Source organism: Paenibacillus sp. FSL R7-0312 (assembly GCF_038004445.1).
Classification (GTDB): Bacteria; Bacillota; Bacilli; order Paenibacillales; family Paenibacillaceae; genus Paenibacillus_AQ.
The window spans coordinates 5,168,389-5,193,795 of the sequence record NZ_JBBORE010000001.1; the positions used below are offsets into that span (position 1 = coordinate 5,168,389).

General features: G+C 51.1%; 20 protein-coding genes and 2 pseudogenes. 5 read left to right on the forward strand and 17 right to left on the reverse strand.

Going from position 1 to position 25,407, the window contains the following annotated elements; genetic code table 11:
- Nucleotides 1-144: 144 nt before the first annotated feature.
- Complete coding sequence (locus MKX70_RS22480) at nt 145-861, reverse strand: response regulator (RefSeq protein ID WP_042236373.1); 717 nt, start codon at nt 859-861, stop codon at nt 145-147.
- Nucleotides 854-3,514, reverse strand: coding sequence for a sensor histidine kinase KdpD (locus MKX70_RS22485; protein WP_340786262.1), 2,661 nt, complete (start codon nt 3,512-3,514; stop codon nt 854-856). The genes MKX70_RS22480 and MKX70_RS22485 overlap by 8 nt, the downstream gene beginning before the upstream one ends.
- 226 nt (nt 3,515-3,740) lie before the next feature.
- Here MKX70_RS22485 and MKX70_RS22490 point away from each other — a divergent pair, with 226 nt between their 5' ends.
- Complete coding sequence (locus MKX70_RS22490; RefSeq protein ID WP_340840770.1) at nt 3,741-4,724, forward strand: SHOCT domain-containing protein; 984 nt, start codon at nt 3,741-3,743, stop codon at nt 4,722-4,724.
- A gap of 145 nt (nt 4,725-4,869) precedes the next feature.
- On the opposite strand, the gene MKX70_RS22495 is transcribed toward MKX70_RS22490, so the two are convergent.
- From MKX70_RS22495 to MKX70_RS22525, 7 genes and pseudogenes are all read right to left on the reverse strand, one after another.
- Nucleotides 4,870-5,646 carry a flavodoxin family protein gene (locus MKX70_RS22495; protein ID WP_340840771.1) on the reverse strand — a complete coding sequence of 259 codons (777 nt, stop codon included), beginning with the start codon at nt 5,644-5,646 and terminating at the stop codon, nt 4,870-4,872.
- 189 nt (nt 5,647-5,835) lie between these two features.
- A pseudogene (locus tag MKX70_RS22500) lies at nt 5,836-6,189 on the reverse strand (prolyl oligopeptidase family serine peptidase); the annotation flags it as partial.
- Between the two features lie 10 nt (nt 6,190-6,199).
- A complete protein-coding gene (locus tag MKX70_RS22505) occupies nt 6,200-6,379 on the reverse strand; it encodes a hypothetical protein (RefSeq protein WP_340840772.1) in 180 nt (59 codons plus the stop codon).
- Between the two features lie 301 nt (nt 6,380-6,680).
- On the reverse strand, nt 6,681-8,282 hold the full coding sequence (locus MKX70_RS22510; RefSeq protein WP_340840773.1) for a peptide ABC transporter substrate-binding protein: 1,602 nt from the start codon (nt 8,280-8,282) through the stop codon (nt 6,681-6,683).
- Between the two features lie 150 nt (nt 8,283-8,432).
- A complete protein-coding gene (locus MKX70_RS22515) occupies nt 8,433-12,389 on the reverse strand; it encodes a discoidin domain-containing protein (RefSeq protein ID WP_340840774.1) in 3,957 nt (1,318 codons plus the stop codon).
- A 289-nt stretch (nt 12,390-12,678) separates the two neighbouring features.
- Complete coding sequence (locus MKX70_RS22520; protein WP_340840775.1) at nt 12,679-13,284, reverse strand: hypothetical protein; 606 nt, start codon at nt 13,282-13,284, stop codon at nt 12,679-12,681.
- A 126-nt stretch (nt 13,285-13,410) separates the two neighbouring features.
- Nucleotides 13,411-13,890 carry a GNAT family N-acetyltransferase gene (locus MKX70_RS22525; RefSeq protein WP_231637868.1) on the reverse strand — a complete coding sequence of 160 codons (480 nt, stop codon included), beginning with the start codon at nt 13,888-13,890 and terminating at the stop codon, nt 13,411-13,413.
- Between the two features lie 391 nt (nt 13,891-14,281).
- Here MKX70_RS22525 and MKX70_RS22530 point away from each other — a divergent pair, with 391 nt between their 5' ends.
- Nucleotides 14,282-14,884, forward strand: coding sequence for an AAA family ATPase (locus tag MKX70_RS22530; RefSeq protein WP_340840776.1), 603 nt, complete (start codon nt 14,282-14,284; stop codon nt 14,882-14,884).
- Here the strand turns inward: MKX70_RS22530 and MKX70_RS22535 are convergent.
- The 3 genes from MKX70_RS22535 to MKX70_RS22545 all read right to left on the reverse strand — a co-directional run bounded on the left by MKX70_RS22535 (nt 14,881) and on the right by MKX70_RS22545 (nt 17,939).
- On the reverse strand, nt 14,881-15,453 hold the full coding sequence (locus tag MKX70_RS22535; RefSeq protein ID WP_340840777.1) for a GNAT family N-acetyltransferase: 573 nt from the start codon (nt 15,451-15,453) through the stop codon (nt 14,881-14,883). The two genes, MKX70_RS22530 and MKX70_RS22535, sit on opposite strands and share 4 nt — an antisense overlap.
- A 78-nt stretch (nt 15,454-15,531) precedes the next feature.
- On the reverse strand, nt 15,532-16,449 hold the full coding sequence (locus MKX70_RS22540; RefSeq protein WP_340840778.1) for a class I SAM-dependent methyltransferase: 918 nt from the start codon (nt 16,447-16,449) through the stop codon (nt 15,532-15,534).
- A 104-nt stretch (nt 16,450-16,553) separates the two neighbouring features.
- On the reverse strand, nt 16,554-17,939 hold the full coding sequence (locus MKX70_RS22545; RefSeq protein ID WP_340840779.1) for a sedoheptulokinase: 1,386 nt from the start codon (nt 17,937-17,939) through the stop codon (nt 16,554-16,556).
- A gap of 88 nt (nt 17,940-18,027) precedes the next feature.
- On the opposite strand from MKX70_RS22545, the pseudogene MKX70_RS22550 reads away from it, so the two are divergent.
- Nucleotides 18,028-18,264 (forward strand): annotated as a pseudogene (locus tag MKX70_RS22550) (SDR family oxidoreductase); the annotation flags it as partial.
- A 68-nt stretch (nt 18,265-18,332) separates the two neighbouring features.
- Here the strand turns inward: MKX70_RS22550 and MKX70_RS22555 are convergent.
- The 5 genes from MKX70_RS22555 to nirB form a co-directional block, all read right to left on the reverse strand.
- A complete protein-coding gene (locus MKX70_RS22555) occupies nt 18,333-18,653 on the reverse strand; it encodes an iron-sulfur cluster biosynthesis family protein (protein ID WP_042236352.1) in 321 nt (106 codons plus the stop codon).
- Nucleotides 18,654-18,846: 193 nt separating this feature from the next.
- Nucleotides 18,847-19,614: a uroporphyrinogen-III C-methyltransferase gene (cobA, locus tag MKX70_RS22560; RefSeq protein WP_042236351.1), complete on the reverse strand. Its 768-nt coding sequence runs from the start codon at nt 19,612-19,614 to the stop codon at nt 18,847-18,849.
- The gene (locus MKX70_RS22565) at nt 19,611-20,480 is read right to left on the reverse strand and encodes a formate/nitrite transporter family protein (RefSeq protein ID WP_042236349.1); all 870 of its coding nucleotides are present in this window, start codon (nt 20,478-20,480) and stop codon (nt 19,611-19,613) included. The genes cobA and MKX70_RS22565 overlap by 4 nt, the downstream gene beginning before the upstream one ends.
- 29 nt (nt 20,481-20,509) lie before the next feature.
- Entirely contained in the window at nt 20,510-20,821 is a 312-nt protein-coding gene (gene nirD, locus MKX70_RS22570) for a nitrite reductase small subunit NirD (RefSeq protein ID WP_039291804.1), read from the reverse strand.
- Nucleotides 20,822-20,839: 18 nt separating this feature from the next.
- Nucleotides 20,840-23,266 carry a nitrite reductase large subunit NirB gene (nirB, locus tag MKX70_RS22575; protein WP_042236348.1) on the reverse strand — a complete coding sequence of 809 codons (2,427 nt, stop codon included), beginning with the start codon at nt 23,264-23,266 and terminating at the stop codon, nt 20,840-20,842.
- A 342-nt stretch (nt 23,267-23,608) separates the two neighbouring features.
- Between nirB and MKX70_RS22580 the strand changes: the two genes are divergently transcribed.
- Nucleotides 23,609-24,205 (forward strand): ANTAR domain-containing response regulator, encoded by a 597-nt coding sequence (locus tag MKX70_RS22580; RefSeq protein ID WP_042236346.1) that lies wholly within the window; start codon nt 23,609-23,611, stop codon nt 24,203-24,205.
- Between the two features lie 12 nt (nt 24,206-24,217).
- A complete protein-coding gene (locus MKX70_RS22585) occupies nt 24,218-25,264 on the forward strand; it encodes an anthranilate phosphoribosyltransferase (protein WP_042236344.1) in 1,047 nt (348 codons plus the stop codon).
- Nucleotides 25,265-25,407 lie beyond the last annotated feature (143 nt).

Consider the following 25,407-nt stretch of genomic DNA (forward strand, 5'->3'; position numbering starts at 1 on the left):
CGAATTAAGATTTCGTTAAAATGCCGGTAGCACAACCGCTCCAGTTAGCGCCTCCATAGCTGGAACGACAAATAACCATGTCTGTTAAGGACATGGTTAAGAATGTTATTGGGGACCGCAGCTGTGCGAATTCCGCCAGCCGGTTCAGATCACCTTGCTGTCGTCTCCTGCCTGAAGCATCCGGTAACCGACACCAATATGCGTCTGGATAATCTTCGGCTGTGAGGGTGTACTCTCGATCTTCTTCCGGAGTGTAGCCATAAATACACGCAGTGCCGGAATATCATACGTAGGGCTGCCCCAGATTTCATGCAGGATGTAATTATGGGTTAATACCTTACCCACATTCTTGGCCAGCAGGCACAGCAGCTTATATTCTATCGGCGTCAGATGGATTTCTTCATCCTCCATCCAGACACAGCCTGCCGAGTAATCGATTCGCAAATTCCCGTTGGTAAAAACAGACGAATCCTTCATCAGCTTCTCGCTGTCTCCCCGGATCCGGCGTAGACTAACCCGCAGCCTGGCCAGCAGCTCCTCCACGCTAAACGGCTTAGTCAGATAATCATCAGCCCCCGCATCGAGCGCTTCAATTTTGTCCCGGTCTTCACTGCGCGCACTGACCACAATAATCGGAATATTGGACCAGGCCCGGACCTTTCGGATAATATCAACACCATCCATATCGGGCAGCCCCAAATCCAGAATCATGATATCCGGCTGACTGGACACGGCCTCTAGAATCGAAGCTTCCCCTGTCTCTGCGGTATGATATTTATAGCCTTGGGTCTCCAGTGTTGTTGTAATCAGCTTGCGGATAGGTTTGTCATCCTCTACCACAAGTATCAAAGGTTTATTCATGGACATTCACCTCTTCTGCCTGCAGGGTGAAGCTGAATACCGTCCCCTGCGGTGCATGATCTCGTAATTCAATATTACCGCCATGGGCGTGGATAATCGACTTGCAGAGTGCCAGTCCTAGGCCTAATCCGCGCCTGCCGTCTCCGCGCACGTTGTCTGCCGTGTAGAACATCTCGAACACCTTGGCTTTGGCTTCAGGTGAAATGCCGGGGCCATCATCAGCGACCTCCACTACCACCCAGCCCGCCTCGCGTCTGGCGGATACCGTTATCTGTGACGCGGGCGGAGTATATTTAATCGCGTTATCCACCAGATTGATGATGACCTGAATAATCAGCCGTGAATCCATTCTGGCCATGAGCAGCTCATCCTCCAGCCGGATCTCAATATGATGCTCATCCTTATTGCGGTTTACATGCAGCAGCGCCTCGGCAATCACTTCCTCCAGCAGCTCCGCCTGAAAATTCAGGTGAAGAGCGCCGTTATCGATCCGGGTAATGGACAGCAGATTCTCCACCAGATTGATCAGCCACATGGAATCATCGTAGATATCGTTATACAGTTCCTTCTTCTGCTCTTCATTCAGGACCATCGAGTTGCCGATCAGTATGCCCGCATTGCCGGAAATACTCGTAAGCGGTGTGCGCAGATCATGTGAAATGCCCCGCAGTAGATTGGTACGCAGCTGTTCCTGCTGGATTTGCAGAGAGATTTCCTTTTGCTTCTCATTCAGCTTATCTTTCTCCAGGGCAAGGGCACATTCACCCAGCATGGCAATCATCAGGCTTTTCTCAAAAACCTCCAGCGGTTCTTCCTGCTCCATTACGATGCCCGCCACCGCAAAGACCGTATCCCCTCCGCGCACCGCATGATACAGACAATGAGCGGCTGAGAAAGTATCAGTTGAAGCTCCTGCCCGTTTGTTATTTTGCAGCACCCACTCCGCCACTCTGCGTTCATCATCGAAGATACAGCTCTGCGGATCAACTGCGGCTTCCTCCTTGGCAAAAATCAGTGGTTCGGCAAGCTCACCCTCCACTACCCCATAGATAATAATGCTCCGGTCCAGCAGCTTGAGCATTTGCAATGCCGTTTCGTTGATGATCGCCGGGGTATCCTTGGCCTGCTGCAGCTTCCGGCTGGTCTCCAGCAGAACCTCAGTCCGGTAAGCCTTTTGTGCGGATTCCCTGGCTTGTTCCTTCACCCGCAAGGTCAGTGTGCTCGTGATAAACGAGGCTGACAGCATGACCAGAAAAGTCACTGGGTAACCGGAATCATAGGCTTGCAGAGAGAATAAAGGCTCAGTAAACAAATAATTAAATACAAGCACACTCAAAATCGAAGTAGCTGCGCTGTACAGCCGCCCTTTCGTAACCATCGCATCCAGCAGAACACCCAGGATATACACGTTGATAATATTCGCTTCACTGAAGCCTAGATACTTGAACCATAACCCGATCAATGTACAGACCAGCAGGATGCCTATCGTTTTACCGGTATCAGCCAGCGTCAGAAGCGGAGATTTGGCATATTGCGGGAACTTTTTGTACAAGGAAGGCCCATTATCCGGAATAATGTAAATATCAATATTCGGAGCGGACGCCGACAGCTTGTCGACAATGGTATATTTGGCCGGCCAGCGGGTTTTGTGCTGAGAACGCCCCAGAACGATCTTGGAGACCCGGCTTGTTTTGGCGTATTCGGCAATTTGTCCGGGAACATCCTCCCCATAGACTGTCGCGACCTGTGCTCCAAGCTGTTCTGCCAATCTCAGATTCTCTCGCAGCTCTGCCTTGTTCTTGACTGTTAATTCTTTCGTCCTAGACGTTTCCACATACAGTGCCGTGAACGTTCCATGCAGGGCATCGGCCATTCTGGCTGCAGTGCGGATCACCTTCTTGCTGGAGATTGCCGAGGACAGGCAGACCAGTATATGATCCTTCGTATAAAAGGTAGCACTGACCGCCTTCTCCCCAAGCTGTACGGCGATCCTGTTCAGCTGGTCAGCTGTATAGCGCAGTGCAATTTCCCGCAGGGCAAGCAGTTTTTCGGGGATGAACAAACCTGCATGTCTCTGCTGCAGCTCTTCATCCGGGTATATCCGGCCTTTCTGGAAACGTTCAATCAGCTCGCCGGGTCCGACATCCACAAACTCCACCAGATCTGCACGGTCAAATACGCTGTCCGGAATACGCTCCAGCACAGGAATACCTGTAATGGAGGTCACGACATCAGTCAGACTCTCTATATGCTCAACATTTACCGTGGTGTATACGTGAATTCCAGCCCGCAGCAGCTCCTCCACATCCTGATATCTTCTTTTGTGGCGGCCTCCCGGAGCATTGGTGTGGGCGAGATCATCGACCAGGATCAGCTGCGGCCTTCTGCGGATCGCGAGGTCAATGTCAAACTCCCGGACCCTTTCCCCGTGAATAGATATGTCCAGCGGTGGTAGAAGCTCCAGCCCGTTCAGCAGCTCCTGCGTATCTGCTCTGTTATGAGATTCGATAAAGCCTGCGGCCACCTGAAGACCTTCCTTTTGTTCTTCATGCGCGGCATAGAGCATAGCACATGTCTTGCCTGCACCGGGTGCGTAGCCGAAGAATATTTTCAGCCTGCCCCGCTGATTCTCAGCCGGTGTGTATCCTGCCATTCGAATGGTTCCTTCCTATATAAGCATCATGCCGTGCGTTCGTACTCTTTATGATAGCGTCAGTATATCATGTGCACAATCAGCATGACATTATGGAATTGGCTGTGGCATTAAGATTGCATTAAGATGAGGTGATGGATGGCAGCATTTAGGAGGTGATCCGCAGGGCGGTGCAGAATATTGTAGAGTAAATAATTTCAACATACCGATTCTAAGGAGATCTGAGATGACCAACGAACAGCAATCTGGACAAGGGACGATGGAGATGATTTTGGCTGGAGCAGTGAAGCTTCCCGGGGTACAGGTTGACCGGAGTGAATTCCTTGCACAGCAGTTTGCCAAATATGATACTTATGGAAATATGAGTACCATACTGGAGCGGGGACCGCTTGAAGCCGGGATCAGCCTATCGGTCATTGACAAACTAGCCAAGACGCTAATTGAAAAGCGTACTATCTTGAGTACAGCAGCTTCCACAGCAGCAGGCCTTCCGGGCGGATTAGCCATGGCAGCGACCATTCCGGCAGACACCCTGCAGTTTTTTGGCGTAGCCATGCGCTTGTCCCAGGAATTAGCCTACCTGTATGGGGGCGCAGCTCTGTGGCAAGGCAACAACCCGGATTCGGAGCAGGTTAGCCGTGAGCTTACATTATATCTGGGAGTTATGTTTGGAGTGGCCGGCTCTGCTCCGATGCTGCGCATTCTGAACGCACCTAATTCCCGGCAGCTACTGAATGAGCAGACCCGGCAAGACTTCGTCCAAACGATGTATTACCCGCTGCTGAAGAAAATCTCTTCTTATATCGGGATTAAAATTACCAAGAAAACCTTCGCCCAAGGCGCATCCAAGTTCATACCTGTTCTGGGCGGACTTCTCTCCGGTGGGATGACCTATTTCTCTATGAAACCTATGGGACACCGCCTGCGGGAAGCTTTGTACGATGCTTGCGATCATTATTCAGAAGCTCAGCTGGCGCAGGATAGGGATAAGGTGCAGCGTGCGGTTGCAGATTCGGAGATTAATGTAATTGAAGGCGAATTCTTTGACTTAGGGTTTGATTCCAAACCAGAACCGGCAACAACAGCTGCTGCGAAACCGGAGAAATTTAGTGCCGCGGATGAACTGCTGAAGTTCAAACAGCTGCTGGATATGGGCGTAATTTCGCAAGAGGAATTCGACCGCAAGAAATCTGAGCTGCTGAACAGCTGATTTCTTGCGTGAGTCTTGAAGAGCTATGACCTCTGCTATTGCAGGAGGCATAGCTCTTTTTTAATTGTGCTATTGAAGTAGCCTCAGCCAAGTCAGCGTATCCAACGCCCCCCCATTTTCCGTGAATGAATATAATTATACTCATTCATTGTTTGGCATTCTTAGCCATTCTTCGACCGATCAGATCAAATAGGCGTCCGGCCAGTCTTTTGAAGGGCCCCAGCGGAACTTTAACATAATAAGCCGACTCAAACCAGCCGTTGTCCTTGTAATGCCGGTAATCTTTGGACTTGTCATCCAGCATATTATGAATACTGGTCCGGGACAAGCGGAACAGCATCAGTCTAAATAACGTGGGCGCTGGAGGTGACGGACGCATAAGCCCTTTGTGGAATCTGGCGGCGGCCTTGCGGATTTGCTGTGAATTTTTCTCCTGGGCAGCTTGTGTTATCGGCTCCATCGTATGAAGCACACAGCCCGGGGTCACCTGAAAGCCCAGATTCTCTCCCATACTGCTAAGATATTTGACGATACCCTTGCCGCCGTAAATGCCCTGGTTGACGACCGCTGTATAAGTCTTGCCGAAGAACTGCGGACGATGGAATACATAAGCCAGCCGGTCCAGCAGATTCTTCATCGATGCCGATACATGGAATGCATAATTCGGAGTGGCCATAATAACACCATCGGAGCGCTCCATCTTCCTGATCAGTACATCCCGGTCATCTTTGAGCGGGCACAATTCTTCGCCTTTACTGAAGCAGACCTTGCAGCCCCGGCAGAACTCTAGCCTGTAATCCTTCAGGAAAATGTACTCAAACTCAATCTCCCCGTATGTCCTTAGCTGAGCTTCAAATTCGCAGACTGCTCTGTACGTCGCATGCTTTTGCTGATTACCAATGATTGCGGTGACTTTCTTCATGACTGTCCCTCCAGAGTAGTGATGAGATCATAATTATATTTTGGACTTGTTCTTGTGAATGAATCTTATTATATTCATTCATTGCATATAATAACATAGATATGCTTCGTTGTCTGGCCGGATACAGCTTGATCTTGAACGATTAGTGAAGACCTGCAAAAAGGCCACAAGCGTTATCCGCTTATGACCTCACCCTCCCCGTATAATAAAAGCTTGAACAATACCGAGCACATCATCAGACCAGAAGTCCGGGCCGCCATGATCGGCTTCCTCTATTTTGTAGAACTCAACATCCTTACTTTTTTGCTTCAGGTCGTTGTACAGCAGCACACTTTGCTCAAAAGGAACCAGACGATCCTTATTGCCATGGATCATTAGAATAGGCGGAATGTCCACTTCCTGCGAAATATGATTCATAATAATGGTTGGTTCCGCCTGCTCCGGATTCACCAGTACATTCAGACCTCCGATCAGCAGGCCTTCGGGAGAATCTGCTCCGGCATGGTCCATCGTTGAGTGCGCCTCATTCATCCGGGTAATATCTGCAGGACCGTTAGTAGTCGATGATTCCCTTCACTTCGCAGGAAAATCCGTTGTACACATCCGTATCGAGCGTCTTGTCCTGCGGAGTTATCCCCGTCATCACTGCCGTATGACCGCCGGAGGAGTCTCCCCAGATTACGATTTGCTCCGGATCAATATTAAACTGCCCGGCATTCTTCCGGACGTTCATGCTGTGACGGTAATATCAGATGCATATGCAGGGGCCGGCCGTCTCTCTCGCAATAGGTATGATTGTGCAGCACCTTGCATAGACCGCGTCAGGATTCATAGGCAGGACTTTCATCCCCACCGCTGTCGCTTCCGATGCAGGGAATGCTTTGTAGCTGAGCTCTCTGGGTTCAATCCGCATCATCTTTTGCCTCCTGTGAAATCAGTTGAGTAAATTTTACCACTTCTATTCATACCTTGTCTTGCGATGCGTTTAGGTGCAAAAAAGGAGCTGCGGTTAGATACCGAGCTCCTGTATAGATTCACATCCAAAACCCTCTTGTAAACGCTATAGACCCGTCATAGTCAACGTGTACATTTTGGATTGAAGGATTATGCAGTACACCGGAAACACAATAAAACAGCGGGAGAATCACCATTTGGTCGATAAGCATTTTTTCGGCTTTCGTATAGATTTGCATGCGTATAACAGGATCTGCCGTTTGCCGGGCTTCCTTTAGATAAGCGTCATACCCTTCATCGCTCCAGCCTGTATCATTATCCGGACTCCATGAGGTGAACAGCTCCAGCATAGATGCCGGATCATTGAAATCTGCTCCCCAACCTGCTCTAGCCACCGAGAAATTCTGATTCGCCCGGTTATCCATCAGCTCCGGCCAGCTCTGCACCTCAAGACTTGCCTGAATGCCAAGCTTCTCTTTCCAATCCGAAATGACAGATTCTGCGATGGAATCATGGTTGCCCTCATCATTCATAATAATTGTAAATTCTGGAAGAGTGGTCAATCCTTCTTCACGCAGCCCTTCCTCCAGCAGCACCTTCGCCATTGCAGCGTCTTCTTTTAAGTAGGCTTTGTCGGAGACCTCTGACCTGAAATTCAGCTTCGCTCCATGAATGCTTGGGGGAACAACTCCAAATGCAGGAGTACCATAACGCAGACCTTCGCGGTCAACGGCCATAGCCAATGCCTTACGTATTTTCAGATTCTTGAATGGAGCCTTATTCAGATTGAATTGATAGTAATAATTAGTTGCATAGGGCGCTCCATAAGTAAGCTTGGAGGTTCTGTAATCTAAAGAAGATGAATCCAGAAGCTCTTGTCCTCCGCCTCCAACCCAATCCACCTCTTTATTGACGAAAGCAGCCGTCGGATTTGCTGTTCCGGCTTTTGGCAGAAGCAAGCGTACCTCAGACAGCTTGATTTCTTTGGCCGCATAATAATCCGGATTCTTGCCTAGAACAATTTCTTTATAGGACCACTGCTTCAGCTTAAAGGGACCATTGGTTACCATAGATTTAATATCTGATGCCCATTGGCTGTTGGCTTTTGCGTTCTTCGGGTACACCGGCAGATAGATGCTCTCCGCAAGCAACTGAATGAAATAGGAGGTCTTCTCCTTTAATGTGACCTGAAGAGTGGTTGTATCCAACGCCTTTACGCCGATTTTGGCAGCATCCTTGAGAATTCCCTCGTTGTAGTTCTGCGCATTATTAATCATATACATATTAAAAGCGTAGACATGCTTTGCTTCCGGAGCGAGCGCCCGCTTCCAGGCATACTCGAAGTCCGAGGCCAGCACCTGCTGCCCATTGCTCCATTTCGCATTCGAACGAAGGGTGAAGGTATAGATTAGGCCATCATTCGATAGGGTCCATGATTTTGCGATTGCCGAAACAGCCTGGCCGGCAGCATTCAGGCGGAACAGTCCTTCAAACAACCCCTTAACAACCGTAACTGAACTGTCATCTGCAATTACTGCCGGGTCAAGTACCTCTGGAAGACTTCCCAGACCAATACGCAATACAGTATTAGCTTGTGCAGCAGATGAATTGCCCGTCCCTCCCGTGAGCGTTACACTCAACATTAAACCTATTGCCAAAATGACATGAAGCAACCTTTTCATCAACGTTTCCCCTTTGTAAAGCCATTATGTATTAGTAATAGGATAGCATGGGGGGCAGATATTACGCTGTCGGAATTTATCGAAGATCAATATTAATATTCCATGTAAAATAAGAGGAGCCCGCTTGAGCCCCTCCCCTTACTATCCTGTCTACTGTATCAGCAGCCCAAAGCCGGTCTGGATATAATACAGGCTTGGATAAGCAATATTGCTGGTTGTCAGGTTGTTGAATGTAGCCGAGCCGTTGCCGGTATACGTATAGATCGCAGCTCCCTTATGGGCGCCGGAGAAGCGTGAGGTGGTTACTCCATCGAGTCCTGTGCCGTTAATATTGATGTTGTTGAATACGATATTGGAGAATCCGCCCCCGTATCCGAACTGAATCGCATCACGCTGGGTGTTGATGATATCGATGTTAGTGAACGTTACGTTCTTGATCGGGTCACTCGAAGCTTCGAGGTCAATCGCGCCGCGTTCCCCGTCATACAAGTCACGGCTGGTGCCGCTGTTAATAATCGTGGTATCCGAGAAAAGAATGCCCGTGTTGTTGTTGAAATGCGCACCCGGGAAGGTCGTGTTCAGACGAATGCCGGAACCGCCTACCGTGTCGATAATGTAGTTATGATCCGCTTTGTGGCCGCTGCCTCCGAAGAAGGCAATCCCGCCGGCACGCCAGTTATTCTCGATTGTATTGTACGAGAAGGTATTATTCACCCCATCCGGAGCACCGAAAGTGTTGCTCGGCCATACGGCCAGACCATCGTCTCCGTTATTGCGCACATTGGTGTTACGGACGGTCGAGTTGCTGGTACCCTGGGAGTAGTTGATGCCGTCAGCCAGGTTGTTGCGGATACGGCTGTTCTCCACTAGCAGATTGTTAGCGAAGATTGCCGGAGTCCGTGCATAATCGCCTACCCACATGCCGCATTCAAAATGCTCAATCCAGACATCATGAATGACTGAATTGTTGCCGAAATTATCCATCATTCCCTTGTAGATGGCATTCTGGTTATAACGTGATCTGAGATTGGAATTCATGTAGACATTGCTGAAATCCAGTTTACCCAGGATGCGGAGCGAGATCCCGCCGCCCGCAGCACTAGGATTGGTGAATTGCAGGTTGGTATGCCAGAAACCAGCCCCTGTAACCGTAAAGTTATTGATCATATTGCTGACGGAGCCAATCACCCACATGCTGCTGAGATTGAAGGTTCCGGCTGGAATATAGAGTGATTTGTTGCCGGCCACGGCTGCTGTAACCGCGCTGTTGAAGGCTGCAAGATCATCCTGGCCGTCACCCGCAACTGCACCGTAATCGGTTACCGATACCGAGTTGGCCGGGCGGGCAATCGCTGCCGGGACAGGCTCGATTTCCAGGAAATCCACACCATATTCCAGACTGTCCCCGTTATTCTTCTGAATACGGATCGTATCACCGGGCTGGAGCGGTGTATCCATCTTCCAGTGTACTTCATCGAAGCGGAACAATGGGCGTCCGGCACCTGGTGCATCACCAGGCTGGTCGCCGGAGAAATATTGCCAGGAGTAATAGGAAGTAAGCGGGATGGTTTTGGCTTTGGTGCCGTTTACGTATACATCCAGCGCTCCGGTAAGACCCATTCCGTCTGCCGAATCCGGCATTGTGAATCGCATTGTGACCCCGGCACCGCCTTGACCTGAACGGACGGTCCACTGGGCATAAGAGCCATTCGAAGGCAGGGCTACGTAACTCTGGCCCGATGCTTCTGAAGCAATCAGCATCTGGTCGAAGTTTGGAGCGGATTTCAGTGTAGCAGATCCGCCACGGGTTGCATCCTGTGTATCATACCGGCTGTATGGGACGCTGGCCCCGCGCAGGGCATATACAACTAGATTAACGGTATTTACATTATTAACCTGCTTGGTCGTTACTTCATTCGCATCTGCAGCAATTGTTGTGGTGACGGTATAATTGCCGTTGACTGCGCTCCATGTTCCCGGGATGGAGACATTCACAGAAGCCCCTGCAGCAATCGCTCCGCTGTAGGAGCCGTTGAATGTCTGTACGGTGGAACCAGCTGAGTTCTTCAATACTACGGTGATTCCATGAGCACCTCCTGCGGAAGCAGTTGTTCCTTGATTCTTGAGATTGACTGCAAAGGATACGCTATTACCTGCTACCGGATTGCCCGGTGTCCAGGATGTCGTACCTACAAGGTCGGAGCTTGATACAGGAGCAACAACAAGTGATGAAGGACTGCTGTAGCTGTTGTTGCTGTCATTCTGTTCAATGATCAGATTAGTCTCATCTACCTTCGCACTGAGCGGGTAGGTGGCAGCTGTTCGGGTACCGGCATTCAATGACACGGTTGCCGAAGCACCCGCTGCCAGAGCTGCTACCGGGGCCGAGCCTGCCAGCTCGTTGTTCAGATAGAAATTAACTGTTGAGGCCGCTGCTGCGGCACTGCCGCTATTCTTCACGATGGCATTCAATGTAATCTCATTCGTTTCAAGGGGAGAAGCCGGAGTCCATGACATGCCTGTAATCGTCAGGTCCGGGTTCGGTGCAGGTGTTCCATAGACCTGGAACTCGGCTATCTGTCCCGCAGGGGCACCTGAATTGGAAGCAATATTGATCTGGACACGCTTGACGGTTGCCGTAACGGAAATCGTCACCGTATTTCCGCTGGCTGGGTCGAACGTATACGCCTGAGCGGAGACCAGATTGCTGAAGGTTGACGTGCTCTGATTATGTCCTAGTACTTGAATATTCTGAGTCCGTGTCCCCCATTCCGTGGCCGGGTTCAGCTTCAGTACAATCGAAGTGATGTTATGATTGGCACCGAGATCAAGCGTGAGCGAGCTTGGATTACCGCTTCCTTCCCAGTAAGTAGCCGTATTGTTGTCGTTGGCATTACCGGCAACGAAATTCTGTGTGCTGGAGGATGCGCTGATTGCCTTACCAATGGCGATGTTCCCTCCAGGGGAAGCCGTTGGCGTTGGAACCGGTGTGGCGGTCGGCGTTGGAGATGCCGTCGGAACTGGGGTTGCGGTAGGCGCAGGTGTAGTTGTGGAAGTAGGCGCCACCGTAGCCGTAGGCACCGGTGTTTGTGATGGAGCCGTTGTAGGAGCTGGTGTAGGTGTAGGTGTAGGTGTAGGTGTTGGTGTGGCGGTCACTGCTGCCGCTACAACAATCTGATCCAGATTGACGTTCCCCGTATCACCTGCATCATATTTGTAGGCGATGGTATTACTGCCGGAGTTCAGCGTCAGGAGCTCGGCCTTCGTGCTCCAGGTATCCCAGTTCGCCAGATTAGGCAAGCTGGACTGGCGAATTTTGTTTCCATTAACATAGATGCTGAGGGTCTTATCGCTTCCGCTCGCATTGGCGTACTTCAGCGTAACATTCCGCGAACCCGCTGCGGCTACGTTCACCGTGAAGGTGGTTGACGGTCCTTGGGTCAGATAACCGTCAACAAATCCCGTGCCCGAGTAACCCGCATGATCTGTATTCACTTTCGCCCCGCCGGAGAGTGCGGCAGATTCTGCTTCATAGGTACCTGCTGGAACCGGTGTTGCAGTAGGAGTGACTGCAGGGGTGGCCGTTGGAGTGCTGGCACCGTAAATTTCAAGCTCAGAGAACTGGGCTGCCGGCCATCCGGTGTTCGCGGTTACGAGCAGGCGCACATAACGCGTACTGGTTGCTGCAAAGTTAATCGTAACACTGTTGCCCGCAGCCGATGGATTAAACACATAAGCTGCCGAAGCCACGATATCTGTAAAGGTGGAACCGTTCGTACTCCCTTGTACCGCTAGCGTCTGCGTGCGTGTTTCCCAGCCTGCAGGTATCTTCAGCACGAGCTGATCAATACTGGTGAGTCCACCCAGATCAACCTGAATCCATTGGGGAAAAGCATCATTTGTGCTTTCCCAATAGGTGCTCTGGTTGCTGTCCTTGACGTTGTCAGGCGTATACGTCTGAGATTGGCCGCTGGAAGTGATGGTTTTGTTAAGCGTCAGATTCTGTCCCCCGGCAGCTGATGAATGTGTCAGCGGTCCGGCGGCCATAAACAGAGTTGAGATTAGCAGCGTGGCTACAAGTGACCATAAGACATACTTGTTGCGCATTATATTCCTCCTCATTTCGATTGTGAGAGCGGTTACAACAAATGTAGAACCCATGAGCCAATCTTCTTACAACCTGTCTATGCCACCCTTCTGGTCTAATCTTTTTACGTAACAATCTATAATATCTTCATCGCCTCCCTTCACTTCGCTGCAATACACACTAATTATAAAGATAATGCAGCAAGATCTTTAATAGCTAATTCTACTTAAAAGATAGGCGATTCAATGATCGTGATCAAAAAAAAGCACTTCCGCCAGGGAAGTGCTCAAGGATCATGCCTGCATCATATTAATCACCCGTATATTCGTACCCGTATAATACGAAACCATCGTATTCTACATCAATAGAATAATTGTATTGTTCCAGGATTTCGAGGGGAATAGACACAGAGACACTGCTGCTGCCTGAACCATACCCGTAACCGAAGGAGTCAACAGCAAGCGGCTCGTTGCGGGAATAGAATTTCAGCACAGGGGTTATCCCATGCTGCGCTCCATCTTTATCAATCATATAATCGTACAAAAAAGCACCGCTCCGCACTACAGTATGATGCTCCAGCGACAGTGCCAAAGTTACGTCACCCCGGCTCAGGTAGGCTTTCTCCAGCGTAACGACGGTATCGCCTATCTTGCGGATCTCCTGCTGAATATCAATCACATGCTCTTCATCCTCAGGAATCCACTGCTTCTGGAAACTGATACGGAACGGCTCTGTCAGGCTGAGTATCGACTTGGTGTACTCCCTTCGGGCTGCGATAGTATCCACATCAACAGCTTCCGTTGCATAGCTCTCATAACGCTTTTCTTTGGCAACCTTGCCGGAATAGTCAAGGGCTAGGATCAAAAAGGCTACAAGAAACAGCGCTCTGATGATTCTGTAAACAAGCTTCTTCAAAATCCACCTTCCTTGCGATTACTGGGTGCTTACACCCGAGTATTATAATCCCGGTGGTTTATTCTGGAATGTGACAAAAATCCTCCCTGAATCTTCAAGGAGGATTAGATGACCGACTATTCCATTCTAAGACAATTCTTTGATATACCAGGCATCACAGGCATAATGCTCTGAGCCGGCAAGCGGAGCATCCAGCAGCCCGAAACCGTGTTTGACATAAAAGCGGCCTGCGGCCTGCATGGTCTGCAGCGTCTCCAGATAACATCTGCCGTAATGCTGCCTGGCGAATGCCAGCGCCGTCCCTAATAGATCTGCAGCAACTCCTTGGCCGCGGATGGCGGATGACAGATACATTTTCTGCAGCTCACAGATCCCGTTCTCCTCATCAAAAGGTGCAATTCCGCAGCCGCCAAGCACCTCTCCATCTTCTTCAACAATCCAGTAAGCCCTGTTCGCAGCACTATTGTAATAGGTGTAAAGGTCATGCATGCTGTCATCAGCCCAGGCGAGACCCTCACGGTTGCCCCCGAATTCAATCAGACATTCCCGGATAATCCCTTCAATGGCCGCATTATCTCTTCGCTCTATGTATCTGATATTCATCATTCTGTTAAGCCTCCCGCCATTTTTCCGGGCTATGTCCCGCTATCCTATACACTTTATCATAACAGCAGACTTCCTCCTCCATCAACTCACAAAAAAAGCTACGAAATTAATATGATAGCCCATCCATCCAGAATAAGTGCCGGTACAGATTTCACTCCAACCCGCATGAAAAAACACCGCTTTTGCCATTGTAATTCCTCTTTTCTAGTTTTGTTGTTTCTGACAACTCTTAATTTAGAGAATGGCAGGTGCTTTTTCTATTCAGAATAGGCTATCATTATCATAGTTTCAGCCAATCCAAATCCGGTGGAGAGCTACCTGATCTCTCCTGCGGTTATCCGGTTCCACAAGGAGTATCCGAGAATTCTGCACATTTCAAGGAGTGAGTCTAATGAACAAACTTGTATTTTTCCTCGGTCCGGGCGGGGCCGGCAAAACAACACTGGCCAAAACCATAGCAGCCCGGCGCCCGGCCTCTGTATTCGATATGGATATTCTGCTGCGTCCGGCAGCTACAGCGATCATGACTATGCGTGGACTGGACCCCGATGACAGGGATTCGGATGAATATAAAAGCTTATGCCGAGACCTGGGGTACCGGATTACGATGGACGCTGCACTGGACAATATCGGACTGCAAAGCGATATATTCGTCGTAGGTCCCTTCACCAAAGAAGCGGCCGACCCGGAGTGGATCGTGCGTGAACTGTCGCGCATCGGACGTACACTGGAGGAGGTCGAGGTCAAAGTTGTGATGGTCAGTCTTCCGGATGCGGCAGCGTTCCGTGAACGGCTTGAGGGCAGACAGTCTCCTCTGGATGCCTGGAAGTTCGCACACTGGGATGAGTTCAGCGCTTCCCTGGGCAGCCGCACCGTGGCATGGCCCCTTCCGCCTTCGCAGGTGGCACAGATTGATAATTCCCATCCGGACAGGAATGTAGCTGCCGCGGCTGTGGAAGCTTTTATTTATGGAGCAGGTGAAGGGACTGCCTAGTCCCCTTTTATAATTCCATAATAGATTCTGTCATCATATTCTCCGGTTTCCCTGTAATAAAAGCTCTGCCTGAGCGTACCTTCGTACGTCATTTTTGCCTTACGCAGCACGCCTCCGGAAGCACTATTCCTCCCGCGGTGAAAAGCCTGCAGCCGGTGCAGGCCCGTCTCCGCAAAAGTATATCTAATCACAGCGGACAAAGCTTCACTGGCATATCCCTGCCGCTGGTAAGCTTGTCCGATGCAGTATTCAATATCCGCAATCCGGTGTTCGTGATCTATACTGCAGAAGGCAATTTGCCCGATGCATTCTCCGTCCTCCTGAAGCACTATGGCCCATCTATAAATGTCCTTATTGCCGTAAGCGGCGGTCCAGCGCGTAAGCAGCTCAATCACAGCATTTAAATTATCGCAGGCCCGCTCCCCATATTCAGATTGAACTGCCGGATCGCCAATCCAGTTGCCGTACATGCTGGCTGCATCCTGCAATAGGAATGGCCTTAATCTGAGACGCTCCGTAACAATCAGTTGGGTCCCTGTATGTACACATTCTTCACCTTTGCTCTGCATAGGTTATCTTCCTCCACATTTCTTGAAAAGCCCCCCAATCAATAATATTAGATTGGGAGGCCGATTTGTGATTAGACGTTATTTCTTGATTGCATGAAGATAATGAATCGTCTCAAAGGCGGTCAAAGCATCACTCCGGTTGCTGAAGAACCTGTCATTGATCTCCGCCGGGGATAAGTGCTCATAAATAAGCAGACCCGCTTGCTCCAGCAGCTGCTCCATTTCATGATAAGCGAAACAGGATTTCATCGGCTCACCGCTGGCGGCAGCCATCTGCACCATCTTTTCCACCCGGCCCGACAGCCCCTTCTCTTCAAAAAGCCGCTCATCCGCATAATCCAGTACAATAGAACTGCCTGCCGGGAGACCGTTGAACAATTCAGTAATCAGGCTGGCGTTCTCCTCTTTCGTCAGGTAGTAGGATACACCCAGCAGGCTGAAGAAGGTCTTTGCTTGTGGATCAAACCCCTGCCCAATCAGATTGGAAGAAGAGAATTCCCTGGTGAAATCCATAGGTACAAAGTGAAGATTGACCGGAACTTCCAACCCGGCGTCACTGAGCCTCTGCTTCTTGAACTCCTGTGTAGCCGGATAGTCCACTTCAAAGATCTCCAGCCGGTCTTTCAATTCAGGATGACGGTAGCCAAAGCTATCAAGTCCGGCTCCAAGGATGACATACTGCTTCAATCCTAAGATCAGCTCATGCATTAATATGACCTCACAGTATGCAGCACGCGCGAGCGGTGTCGGGGACAGCTGTACATGTGTAATCCATTTCAGAATGGCGTCCGGATCATCCTGATGTTGATTTGCAATGTCTGTGTTGAAAAAAGGGATGCCCTGCACCATATTCTTGCTGATGTCTGAAAACTCCTGCGGTGAAATCAAGTCTTGGGCCAAATAATCATCAAAAATTTTGGGTGTGTCATATTTACTGTGATAGGCTCGGCCAAACGCTGCTACTTTGGAAGTTAAACTGGACTCTTTCTGCTTCAAACGTATATCCTCCCATAAAAAAAATAAGATTCCCCCGGCCGGGAGAATCTTATTATATACACAAAACATTAATATGTATATTATAGCATATTTAATATATTTTGTCAATGATAAATATCCCTAAGAAAAGCACCAGCAGCCTTGAAACTGGAGATCACCCCGCTGCCCACACCGGCACATAGAGCCGCCCCTACCGCAGCTTCTTCCGTTTGCGCACCAGCTGTTAGCGGTACTCCGAATGCTGCTTCAGCCTTGGCACACAGCACCGGATTACTCCGCAATGCATTACCGGAACCTATGAGGCGGGTGAACCCCTTCGCCCCCTGCTGCTCAAGATCCTTCAGGAAGCCGTATAATTCATCAATCATACCTTGGAGAAAAGCATGGGACAGTCCGGCAGGTGTGAAGTTATCCAGAGTGATTCCCTCGATGCTGCCGCGCTTGCCCGGATCTGCTCTTGTACCCAGAAACTGTGTATTCACCTTTAGTCCGGCGGTCATACCATCTGCTGGCTCTTCCGCAAGCAACTGGGCCAGCAGAGAATAGATATCTGCAGGTGCTTCTCCTGTGTAAGCTGTGATCAGCTGCCGGAAGAAGCCTTCCAGCAGAGCATACGACCTGCCGCCGCTAAGCGCAGCCCCTACCATGAGTACTCCACCGCCCGGATAAGGACGCACCTCCATTGCTGATGGAGCAGGGTTGTATTCAGGAAGCCAGGCCGACAGCTGGCTTCCTGTGCCGATGTTCAGCAGCAATGAACCGGCGGGCTGCGGTACGCTGCCCAGGAAGCTGGCCTGATTGTCACCGAGCGAAGTATACACCGGTATTCCCTGTAGTGTTGTACCGATTGCGGTTCCGGAAGGGACAACCGGCGGCAATATCGTCACATCAATTCCGGCCTGCATAAGCGCAGTGATATCAAAAGCACCTGTCTCCAAGCTGTAGCCCCCGATGCCAGCCGCCTGCGTTGCATCAATTAGAGGTACCACGCTGTTCGCCAGCCTCATCGCGATGTAATCCGCAATCGTGCAGAATTGGACTGCATGCTCAGGCACCAGCTGATGCTGCAAATTATAATAGTGAGTGGCTAGTCCGTAGCCGGGAGCTATACGATATCCGGTTAGCCTGCTAAGCTGCTGCGCATAAGTGAGGCTGTCACCCGCCCTGCAAGGCAGATTTCCTCTGCCATCCTGCCACGTATAGAGCGGGCCCAGAGGATTCCCGCTCTGGTCTATATATACAATCCCGTGCATCTGCCCGGTCAGGCCGATTCCTGCTGCTTCCGGCCCCCTTGACAGCAGGAAACCAAGGATACGTTCAGCCTGCTGCAGAATAATCCCCGGCTCCTGCAGACGTTCCCATTCATGATTCAGGCTGAAGGGTTTACTTACCTGTTCCTCTGTCGTCGAATGCAGGACGGTTCGTGTCTCCAGATCGTAGAGCAATCCGGAAATTGAGGTGGTTCCGATATCCAGTCCGATCATGATCATATACTTCATCCTCTTCCCGTTCATATAGCCTCTATGGTAAGCCTTCATGAAGTACAGCGTCAACCAGGCAGCAAGGAGTGATTATTAACGTAGCATCCGCTGCAATGCGATTGCTCCGGGCGGGGTGGAGAGTAATATCGGATCTGCCATGACGCATATTAATGAATTCGGGAAGGGACATACCCAGCCGGGGGCGGCTCTCAATCCGCGCACAGGCAAACCGGAGGAAATCGCGCTGCTTGCCCTGTTCCTCGGCTCAGACGAAGCAAGCTTTATTAATGAAGCTGTAGTGACAGCCGATGGCGGATGGACTGCTTATGAATAGTCTGCCCTGCTTCAAAAGAAAGGCCATCTCCCGTTATTCACGGTGGATGGCCTTATTACATACCGTTGTTAGTTGCGTGCATCCTGCACCCTGATATTACTGCCGAACAAAGTAGAATCGCTTGTCAGTTTGTAGGCCGGGTAGCCTTCCTCTGCTTCCAGTCGCATGATCTCATCGAATAGGGATTCCTGCTGCCGGTCACACAGAAAGGTGAAGGGTTCGGTTTGAAATACGATATCCGTCGGGGAAGGACCGCTTACAATCCGGATGACCAGAACGCCATTACAGCCGCAATCCTCCGTATCATAGAACATTTTGAATTGCCCGGGCTGGCCGGCAAGACTCTGCGTAAGACGTTCTTCAGTAAGCGGGTTTAGTTGTATTTGCATCAGATATTTCTCTCCTTTGTAGGGCAAAATGCCTGAGAATTCGATCAGGTGACAAGTATAGTGTGTATTTTGCCTGGACTCCTGTGACAGCAGTCACTTTGGGTTTGACATTAATATAACATATAATCAGGCGTTGACGTGCCCCGGCCGCCGCCGGGTCATGTCAACGCCTGATTAGGGATTATACTATATCTTAGCCGATCTGTGAGCGCACTGCCTTTTCCAGGCTGAGTAGTTCCTCTCTTACCTTAACCACTTCGCCAATAATGATGATGGCAGGATTGCTGATTCTCATCGCCGCTGCCAGTTTGCCAATACTGCCGAGCGTTCCGGTCACCGTCCGTTCGCGCACTGTTGTCCCGTTCTCAATCAGTGCAATAGGTGTCAGCGGATCTTTCCCGTGCTTAAGCAGCTGATCACAAATCTCGCCCAGTTTGCTGACTCCCATATAGATGACAAGAGTGTCCACACTATGGGCAAGTGCATCCCATCGTACCGGAGAGTCCTGATCATGGCAGCGGCTGCCGGTCACGATAGCGAATGAGGCTGCCAAACCGCGATGGGTCAGCGGGATGCCGGCAGAAGCTGCTGCACCGATCGCCGAGGTGATCCCTGGAATTACTTCGTATGGGATTCCTGCAGCGGCGGCTTCCAGCGCTTCCTCCCCGCCCCGTCCGAAGACAAACGGGTCTCCGCCTTTCAGGCGTACCACATGACATCCGGCTGCAGCATAGTTGATCATCAGCTGTTGGGTGGATTCCTGCGGCATCGAGTGAAGTCCGGGTGCTTTGCCGCAGTAGATGCGCAGAACATCGCTTTTGGCATAGCCCAGCAGCTCTTCATTCACCAGGCGGTCATACAGAATCACATCTGCACACTGAATACGCCGCAGTGCCTTGACTGTAATCAGCTCGGGATCACCGGGGCCTGCACCGACAATGGATATGCTGCCCTGCTTCATAGGCTTTTCTCCAGGGCGGCTGTGGCTGAGATTACTGTATCGCGTCCCGGCGTCAATCCGGCTTCAGAAGAGGCTCCGGGTTTGAAACTTTTTTGCGACAGATATAGAAGAATGCCTGTGAACAGCAGGCCTCCGGCGAAATTGCCGATTAGTACGGGAATACCGTTCCAGATCCACCAGTCCGCGAAGCTGACATTCGCGCCAAGCATCATTCCGGCAGGAATAACGAAGAAGTTGACTACCGTATGCTCGAAGCCTTGCCCGAAGAAGGTAAGGATCGGCAGCCACATGGCGAAGATTTTGCCGGATGTGGATTTGGAGGTCATGGCCAGAACCGCACCCAGCGTAACCATCCAGTTGCAGAGTATGGCTTTGATGAAGGCGAGTGTCATCCCCTCTGCCCCCATACTCTTGTAGGCCGTCGTCTTGCCTTCACTGGCCGTAATCAGTGTCTGAATCAGCGGATTCGACATATCCGTCCCCATCTTCGTAATTGTGAGTCCATAGAGAGCTGCGTATACTGCGCATCCAATCAGATGCCCGATAATAACCCAGAAGAAATTACCCAGCATCCGTTTTATTGTTGTCCGCTTCTCCAGCACAGCCAGCGGGACCAGGGCAAAGCTGCCGGTGACGAGTTCAAGCCCAAGTAGAATGATCATCACAAAGCCTACAGGAAACAGAAGTGCACCAACCATCGGGATCTTGGTCTGAGCGGTTGCGGTAAAGGCCAGCGTTGTGGCACAGGCCAGTATGGCACCGCCAAGGCTGCCGCGGACAATCAGCTGCATAATGCCCAGTTCCGCTTTGGTCTTGCCGGCTTCAATCATTGAGGTCAATACTTCACTTGGTTTGACATAGTCCATTAGGAATCCCCCTTATATGCTCGGATGAATTATATCGTTAGGTACAAGCTGCCACTGGTGTGATCAACCTCTACCTCATAGGTTGTCACATGCCCTGTATCAGGTGCCTGCACGTCACCGCTATGGAGATCGATCCGCCAGTCATGGAGCGGACAATGCACCTTCGAACCGCAGACCATCCCTTCGGATAAGACTCCGCCTTTATGCGGGCATTTATTCTCCACCGCCAGCACCTCCCCGCTGCTTAACCGGAACAAGGCAATCTCGGTATTTCCCACCCGTAACTTACGCGAGCCCTTGATGTCAATATCGTTCAAGTTACCAATGAGCATCTTGGTCATTGTCATTTGTAAGCCCCCTTAGACTGTCTCCGGCAAGGAGATCGGTTCGAAATTTTTGCGCAGCTCCGGTGTATTCACAATTTGCTTCCATGGATCGGTGGTGAGACTAAGCGTCTTCTGAATTCTCTCCTGCAGCGCCAATCGTGCCTCGCGGGACTCCAGCGCCTGCTTGATGCTGTCAAGGCCGACACGTTCCACCCACTGGGCAGTCCGTTCATTCCACCCGGCATTTTCACGGTAATATTGCAGGAACGCACTGGCCCACTCCATCACCTCATCATCGGTCTTCACCACGCAGAGCAGCTCCGTGGCCCGGACATGAACGCCGCCGTTGCCGCCGATATGCAGCTCCCAGCCGCCGTCAATGGCTACGACACCGAAGTCCTTAATCGTCGCTTCCGCACAGTTGCGCGGGCAACCGGATACGGCCAGCTTCACTTTGCCCGGTGTGTTCAGCCGTTCAAAGGCCTGTTCCAGCCGGATACCCATTCCAAGGGCATCCTGTGTGCCGAACCGGCAATAGGTGGAGCCGACACAGGTTTTCACTGTCCGCAGTGTCTTGCCGTAGGCATGGCCGGAGGGCATATCCAGCTCTTCCCACATCTTCGGCAGGTCCTCCTTCTTCACCCCAAGCAGATCGAGCCGTTGTCCGCCGGTGAACTTGACCAGCGGTACCTCGAACTTCACCGCAACCTGGGCAATCTTGATCAGTTCTGCCGGAGAGGTGACACCTCCGTAGATTCTCGGCACCACAGAATACGTACCGTCCTTCTGGATATTGGCATGATAGCGCTCATTGGTGAATCTGGATTCGTTCTCATCCAGATATTCCTCAGGCCAGAGCATTCCCAGGTAGTAGTTAAGGGAAGGCCGGCATTTGGCGCAGCCTTCTTCATTGCTCCACTCCAGGACATTCATGACCTCCTTGACAGTCATCAGCTTCATCCGTTTAATTTCGGCGACGATCTCATCCCTCCCGAGCGTGGTGCAGCCGCAGATCCCTTCTTTGACCGTTACGGCATCCTCACCGGCATATAGCTGCAGCAGTCCTTCCACCAGCGGCTTGCAGCCGCCACAGGAAGCCGAAGCTTTGGTGCAGGCTTTGATCTGCCCAACACTGGTACAGCCGCCGGAGGTAATCGCATCGGCAATCGCCCCTTTCGAGACTCCATTGCAGCCGCAGATGATCTCATCATCTGCCATTCCTTCAAGCCGGTTCCCTTTAGGTGCCAGCGCATCAGCAGATATTCCGAGCAGCAGCTCTTTTTCTCTCCCCTTAATATTCTCGCCCTTCTTAATCATCGAGAACAGCTGCGCTCCGTCACCTGTATCACCGAACAGCACGGCTCCAATCAGTTTGTCGCCGTGAAGGACCAGCTTCTTATACACACCGTCGGTCTCATCCTGGAACCGCAGCGCCTTGGTGCCGGGCTGTTCGGTGAATTGTCCTGCCGAGAACACATCGACGCCGGATACCTTCAGCTTGGTAGAGGTAACCGAACCGGCGTAGCCTTCTGTTGGTACACCTGCCAGCCTTTTAGCCAGGACGGCTCCCTGTTCATATAGCGGGGCGACAAGCCCGTAGGCAATACCCCGGTGTTCCGCGCACTCCCCGACGGCATAGATGCCGGGCAGGCTGCTCTCCATATAATCGTTCACAATAATCCCGCGGTTGACTTCAATCCCGCTGCTGCGGGCAAGCTCTACATTCGGCTTGATGCCGACAGCCATCACAATCAGATCCGCGTCTTCTATGCTGCCATCTGCGAACAAAAGGCCCTTGACCCGCTTTTTGCCAAGAACTGCTTCGGACTGCTTCTTCAGCAGGAACTTCATTCCCTGGCCTTCCAGTTCCTTGCGCAGCATTACGGAGGCGGACTCGTCCAGCTGGCGCTCCATAATATATTCATGGATGTGGACTACCGATACCTCCATCCCCAGATGCAGCAGCCCTCTTGCCGCCTCCAGTCCGAGCAGACCGCCGCCGATCACCAGCGCTTTGCCATATTTTTGCGATACCTCCTGCATGATTTGTGTATCCTTGATGTCCCGGAAGGCAATAACGCCCTCCTTATCTGCACCCGGGATCGGCAGCATGAAGGGGTTGGAGCCGGTTGCCAGAATCAGCTCATCATAACTGGCAGTAATTCCTTTATCCGTATGGACTTTGCGCTCTACAGGATCAATGGAGGTTACGGTGTGTCCTGTATACAGCTGAATATTGAAGCTCCGGTACCACTCCAGATCGTTGATTACGATCTCTTCAAGGCTTGCACCGCCTGCAAGAACAGAAGACAACATGATCCGGTTATAATTCGGATGCGGCTCCGAACCAAAGATTGTAATGTCATAAGCCTCCGGCGCTAATTTGAGCAGATGCTCAATCACCCGTACCCCCGCCATCCCGTTGCCGACTAGTATCAGTTTTTTGCGAATTGCTGACATGTCTCTCTCTCCTCTCCAGGTAAACAACAGAAATAGCCCGCTTCACTCCGCCCGGAAACATACTTCTTCCCTTGCGATTTAAGTGAAAGCAGGCGCCATTGCCGCTTCAACCGAATACATCGTTGTATTCGAAGAATTGATGAATTTGTTAAAACGACTATACTACAGCCATCCTGATTACGTCAATAATTATGACATATAAAATTTTATTATTTTAATTCATCGACAAAATTACCTAAACTGTGTTATATAATATTACATCATCTTTATTCCGACTGTACTTGTTCTCCACTGATGTGCAGACTTAACCCCTTATTATATGTAAAAGGAGCGTCGTCAACTATGCATTCCCTGTTAGTTATAGATCCGGGCAGAACAGAGAATTCCGCAGAAGAACGCTCCTCACCAAGTCCTGACAGTATTCTCAGTTCCTGCGGTTATGTAACCGGGACGGCTGCTTCGGAAGATCAGGTCTTTCCGCTGATCAGTGATACGGATGCCTTCATTCTCCATCTCCCCGTTACTGAGATCAGTTATTGGAGAAGTATTCTGGTTCAGCACAAGGTTGCCCCGGTACTCTGGTGGTGTACCCCGCGAACCGCAACGTTATCCGTCTCTGCCTGTGGAGATGATATTATGGTGGATGGAATATTGTCTCCGGCGATGCAGCCTCAGGAGATCCACTGGATCCTCCACTTCAGCTCCAGACAATGCTTCGAGCGCCAGCAATGGCTCAAGGAACGGGAACAGCTGTTATCCCGGCTTGAGGAGCGTAAATGGATCGACATGGCCAAAGGTATTCTCTCCAAAGCCAGGAACATCAGCGAATCCGAAGCTTACGACCTGCTGCGCAAGCAGGCCATGAATGAACGGAAACGGATGGTCGATGTCGCTACTTCCATTGTCAAGGTGTACCAGATGCTGCAGGATCAAACTTAAGGAGACTTCCATATGATTAATATTCTGAAAGAAGTGGCCCGCGGGAAGCGCGGTGCCAAGGATTTAAGCTACGGGGAAGCGGAATATGCGGCGGAAGCCATTCTCGGACAGACTGCTTCTCCGGTGCAGATTGGCGCGTTCCTGATCGCCGAACGCATGAAGCTGGAGAGCCTGGAAGAGCTGGAAGCCTTCGTCGCGGTCTGCCGCAAATATGCCTCACGGGAACCTGTCCAACAGGGGATCGATTGTGCCGGCCCCTATGACGGCAGGGTTCATTCTTTCATCGCCACATTCCCGGCAGCCTTCCTTCTGTCTGCCGCCGGTCTGCCGGTTACCCTGCATGGCTCCGCAGGCTTGCCTCCGAAGTGGGGAATTACGCTGCAGGATATCATTCAAGCATCCGGAATTGATATTGCCGGTCTGAGCCGCAGTGCCGCCATTGAGGCGGCGGAGGCCAGCGGTGTGCTGTTCGCAAATTCTGAGCAGTGGTGCCCGCCGCTGGGTGCATTGCGCGGCCTGCGTGAAGACATTGGGCTGCGCACGATTTTCAACACAGCCGAGAAGCTGATTGATTATTCCTGTTCACCTTATATCGTCTTCGGCATTTTTCATAATACGGTATTCGACCGGATCTCCCGGCTGATTGTGAAGCTCGGTTATCAGCGGGGATTGGTTGTTCAAGGCGTGGAAGGCTCAGAGGATCTGTATATCGACCGGCCGAACCGCGTATACCGCATTCAGAATGGAGCGGCGGAGCTGGATATTATTGATCCGGAGTCGCTCGGACTGGACGTGCCCGTTCCGGAGTTCAGTTGGACAGCCGAAAGACAGCTGCGTACCGCCGAGGAAGTGCTGCAGGGCGGCGGACATCTGGCATTCTACAATCAGACACTGCTCAATGGCGCAGCCCGACTCCATGCCGCCGGCAGGGTCAACTCTATTGAGGAAGGCGTCTATACCTGCAAGCATCTGCTGGATAACGGTCAGGCCTGGAATACGTATGCGAAATGGAAAAGCACGATGTTAGCAAGCAGGGCAGCCTCCCTTGGGCAGGTGTAGCCTCTTTGCAGGCGTATAAAGGGGCGGCAGACCGTATTTGCAGTCTGCTTTTTGCGCGCGGTTAAGCACCGGGCTGCTGCCTGGTGTTGCTTTCCTTTGCGGGAGTACTGGCGATCAGGCACTTTTTCTGCGGGAGCATACCG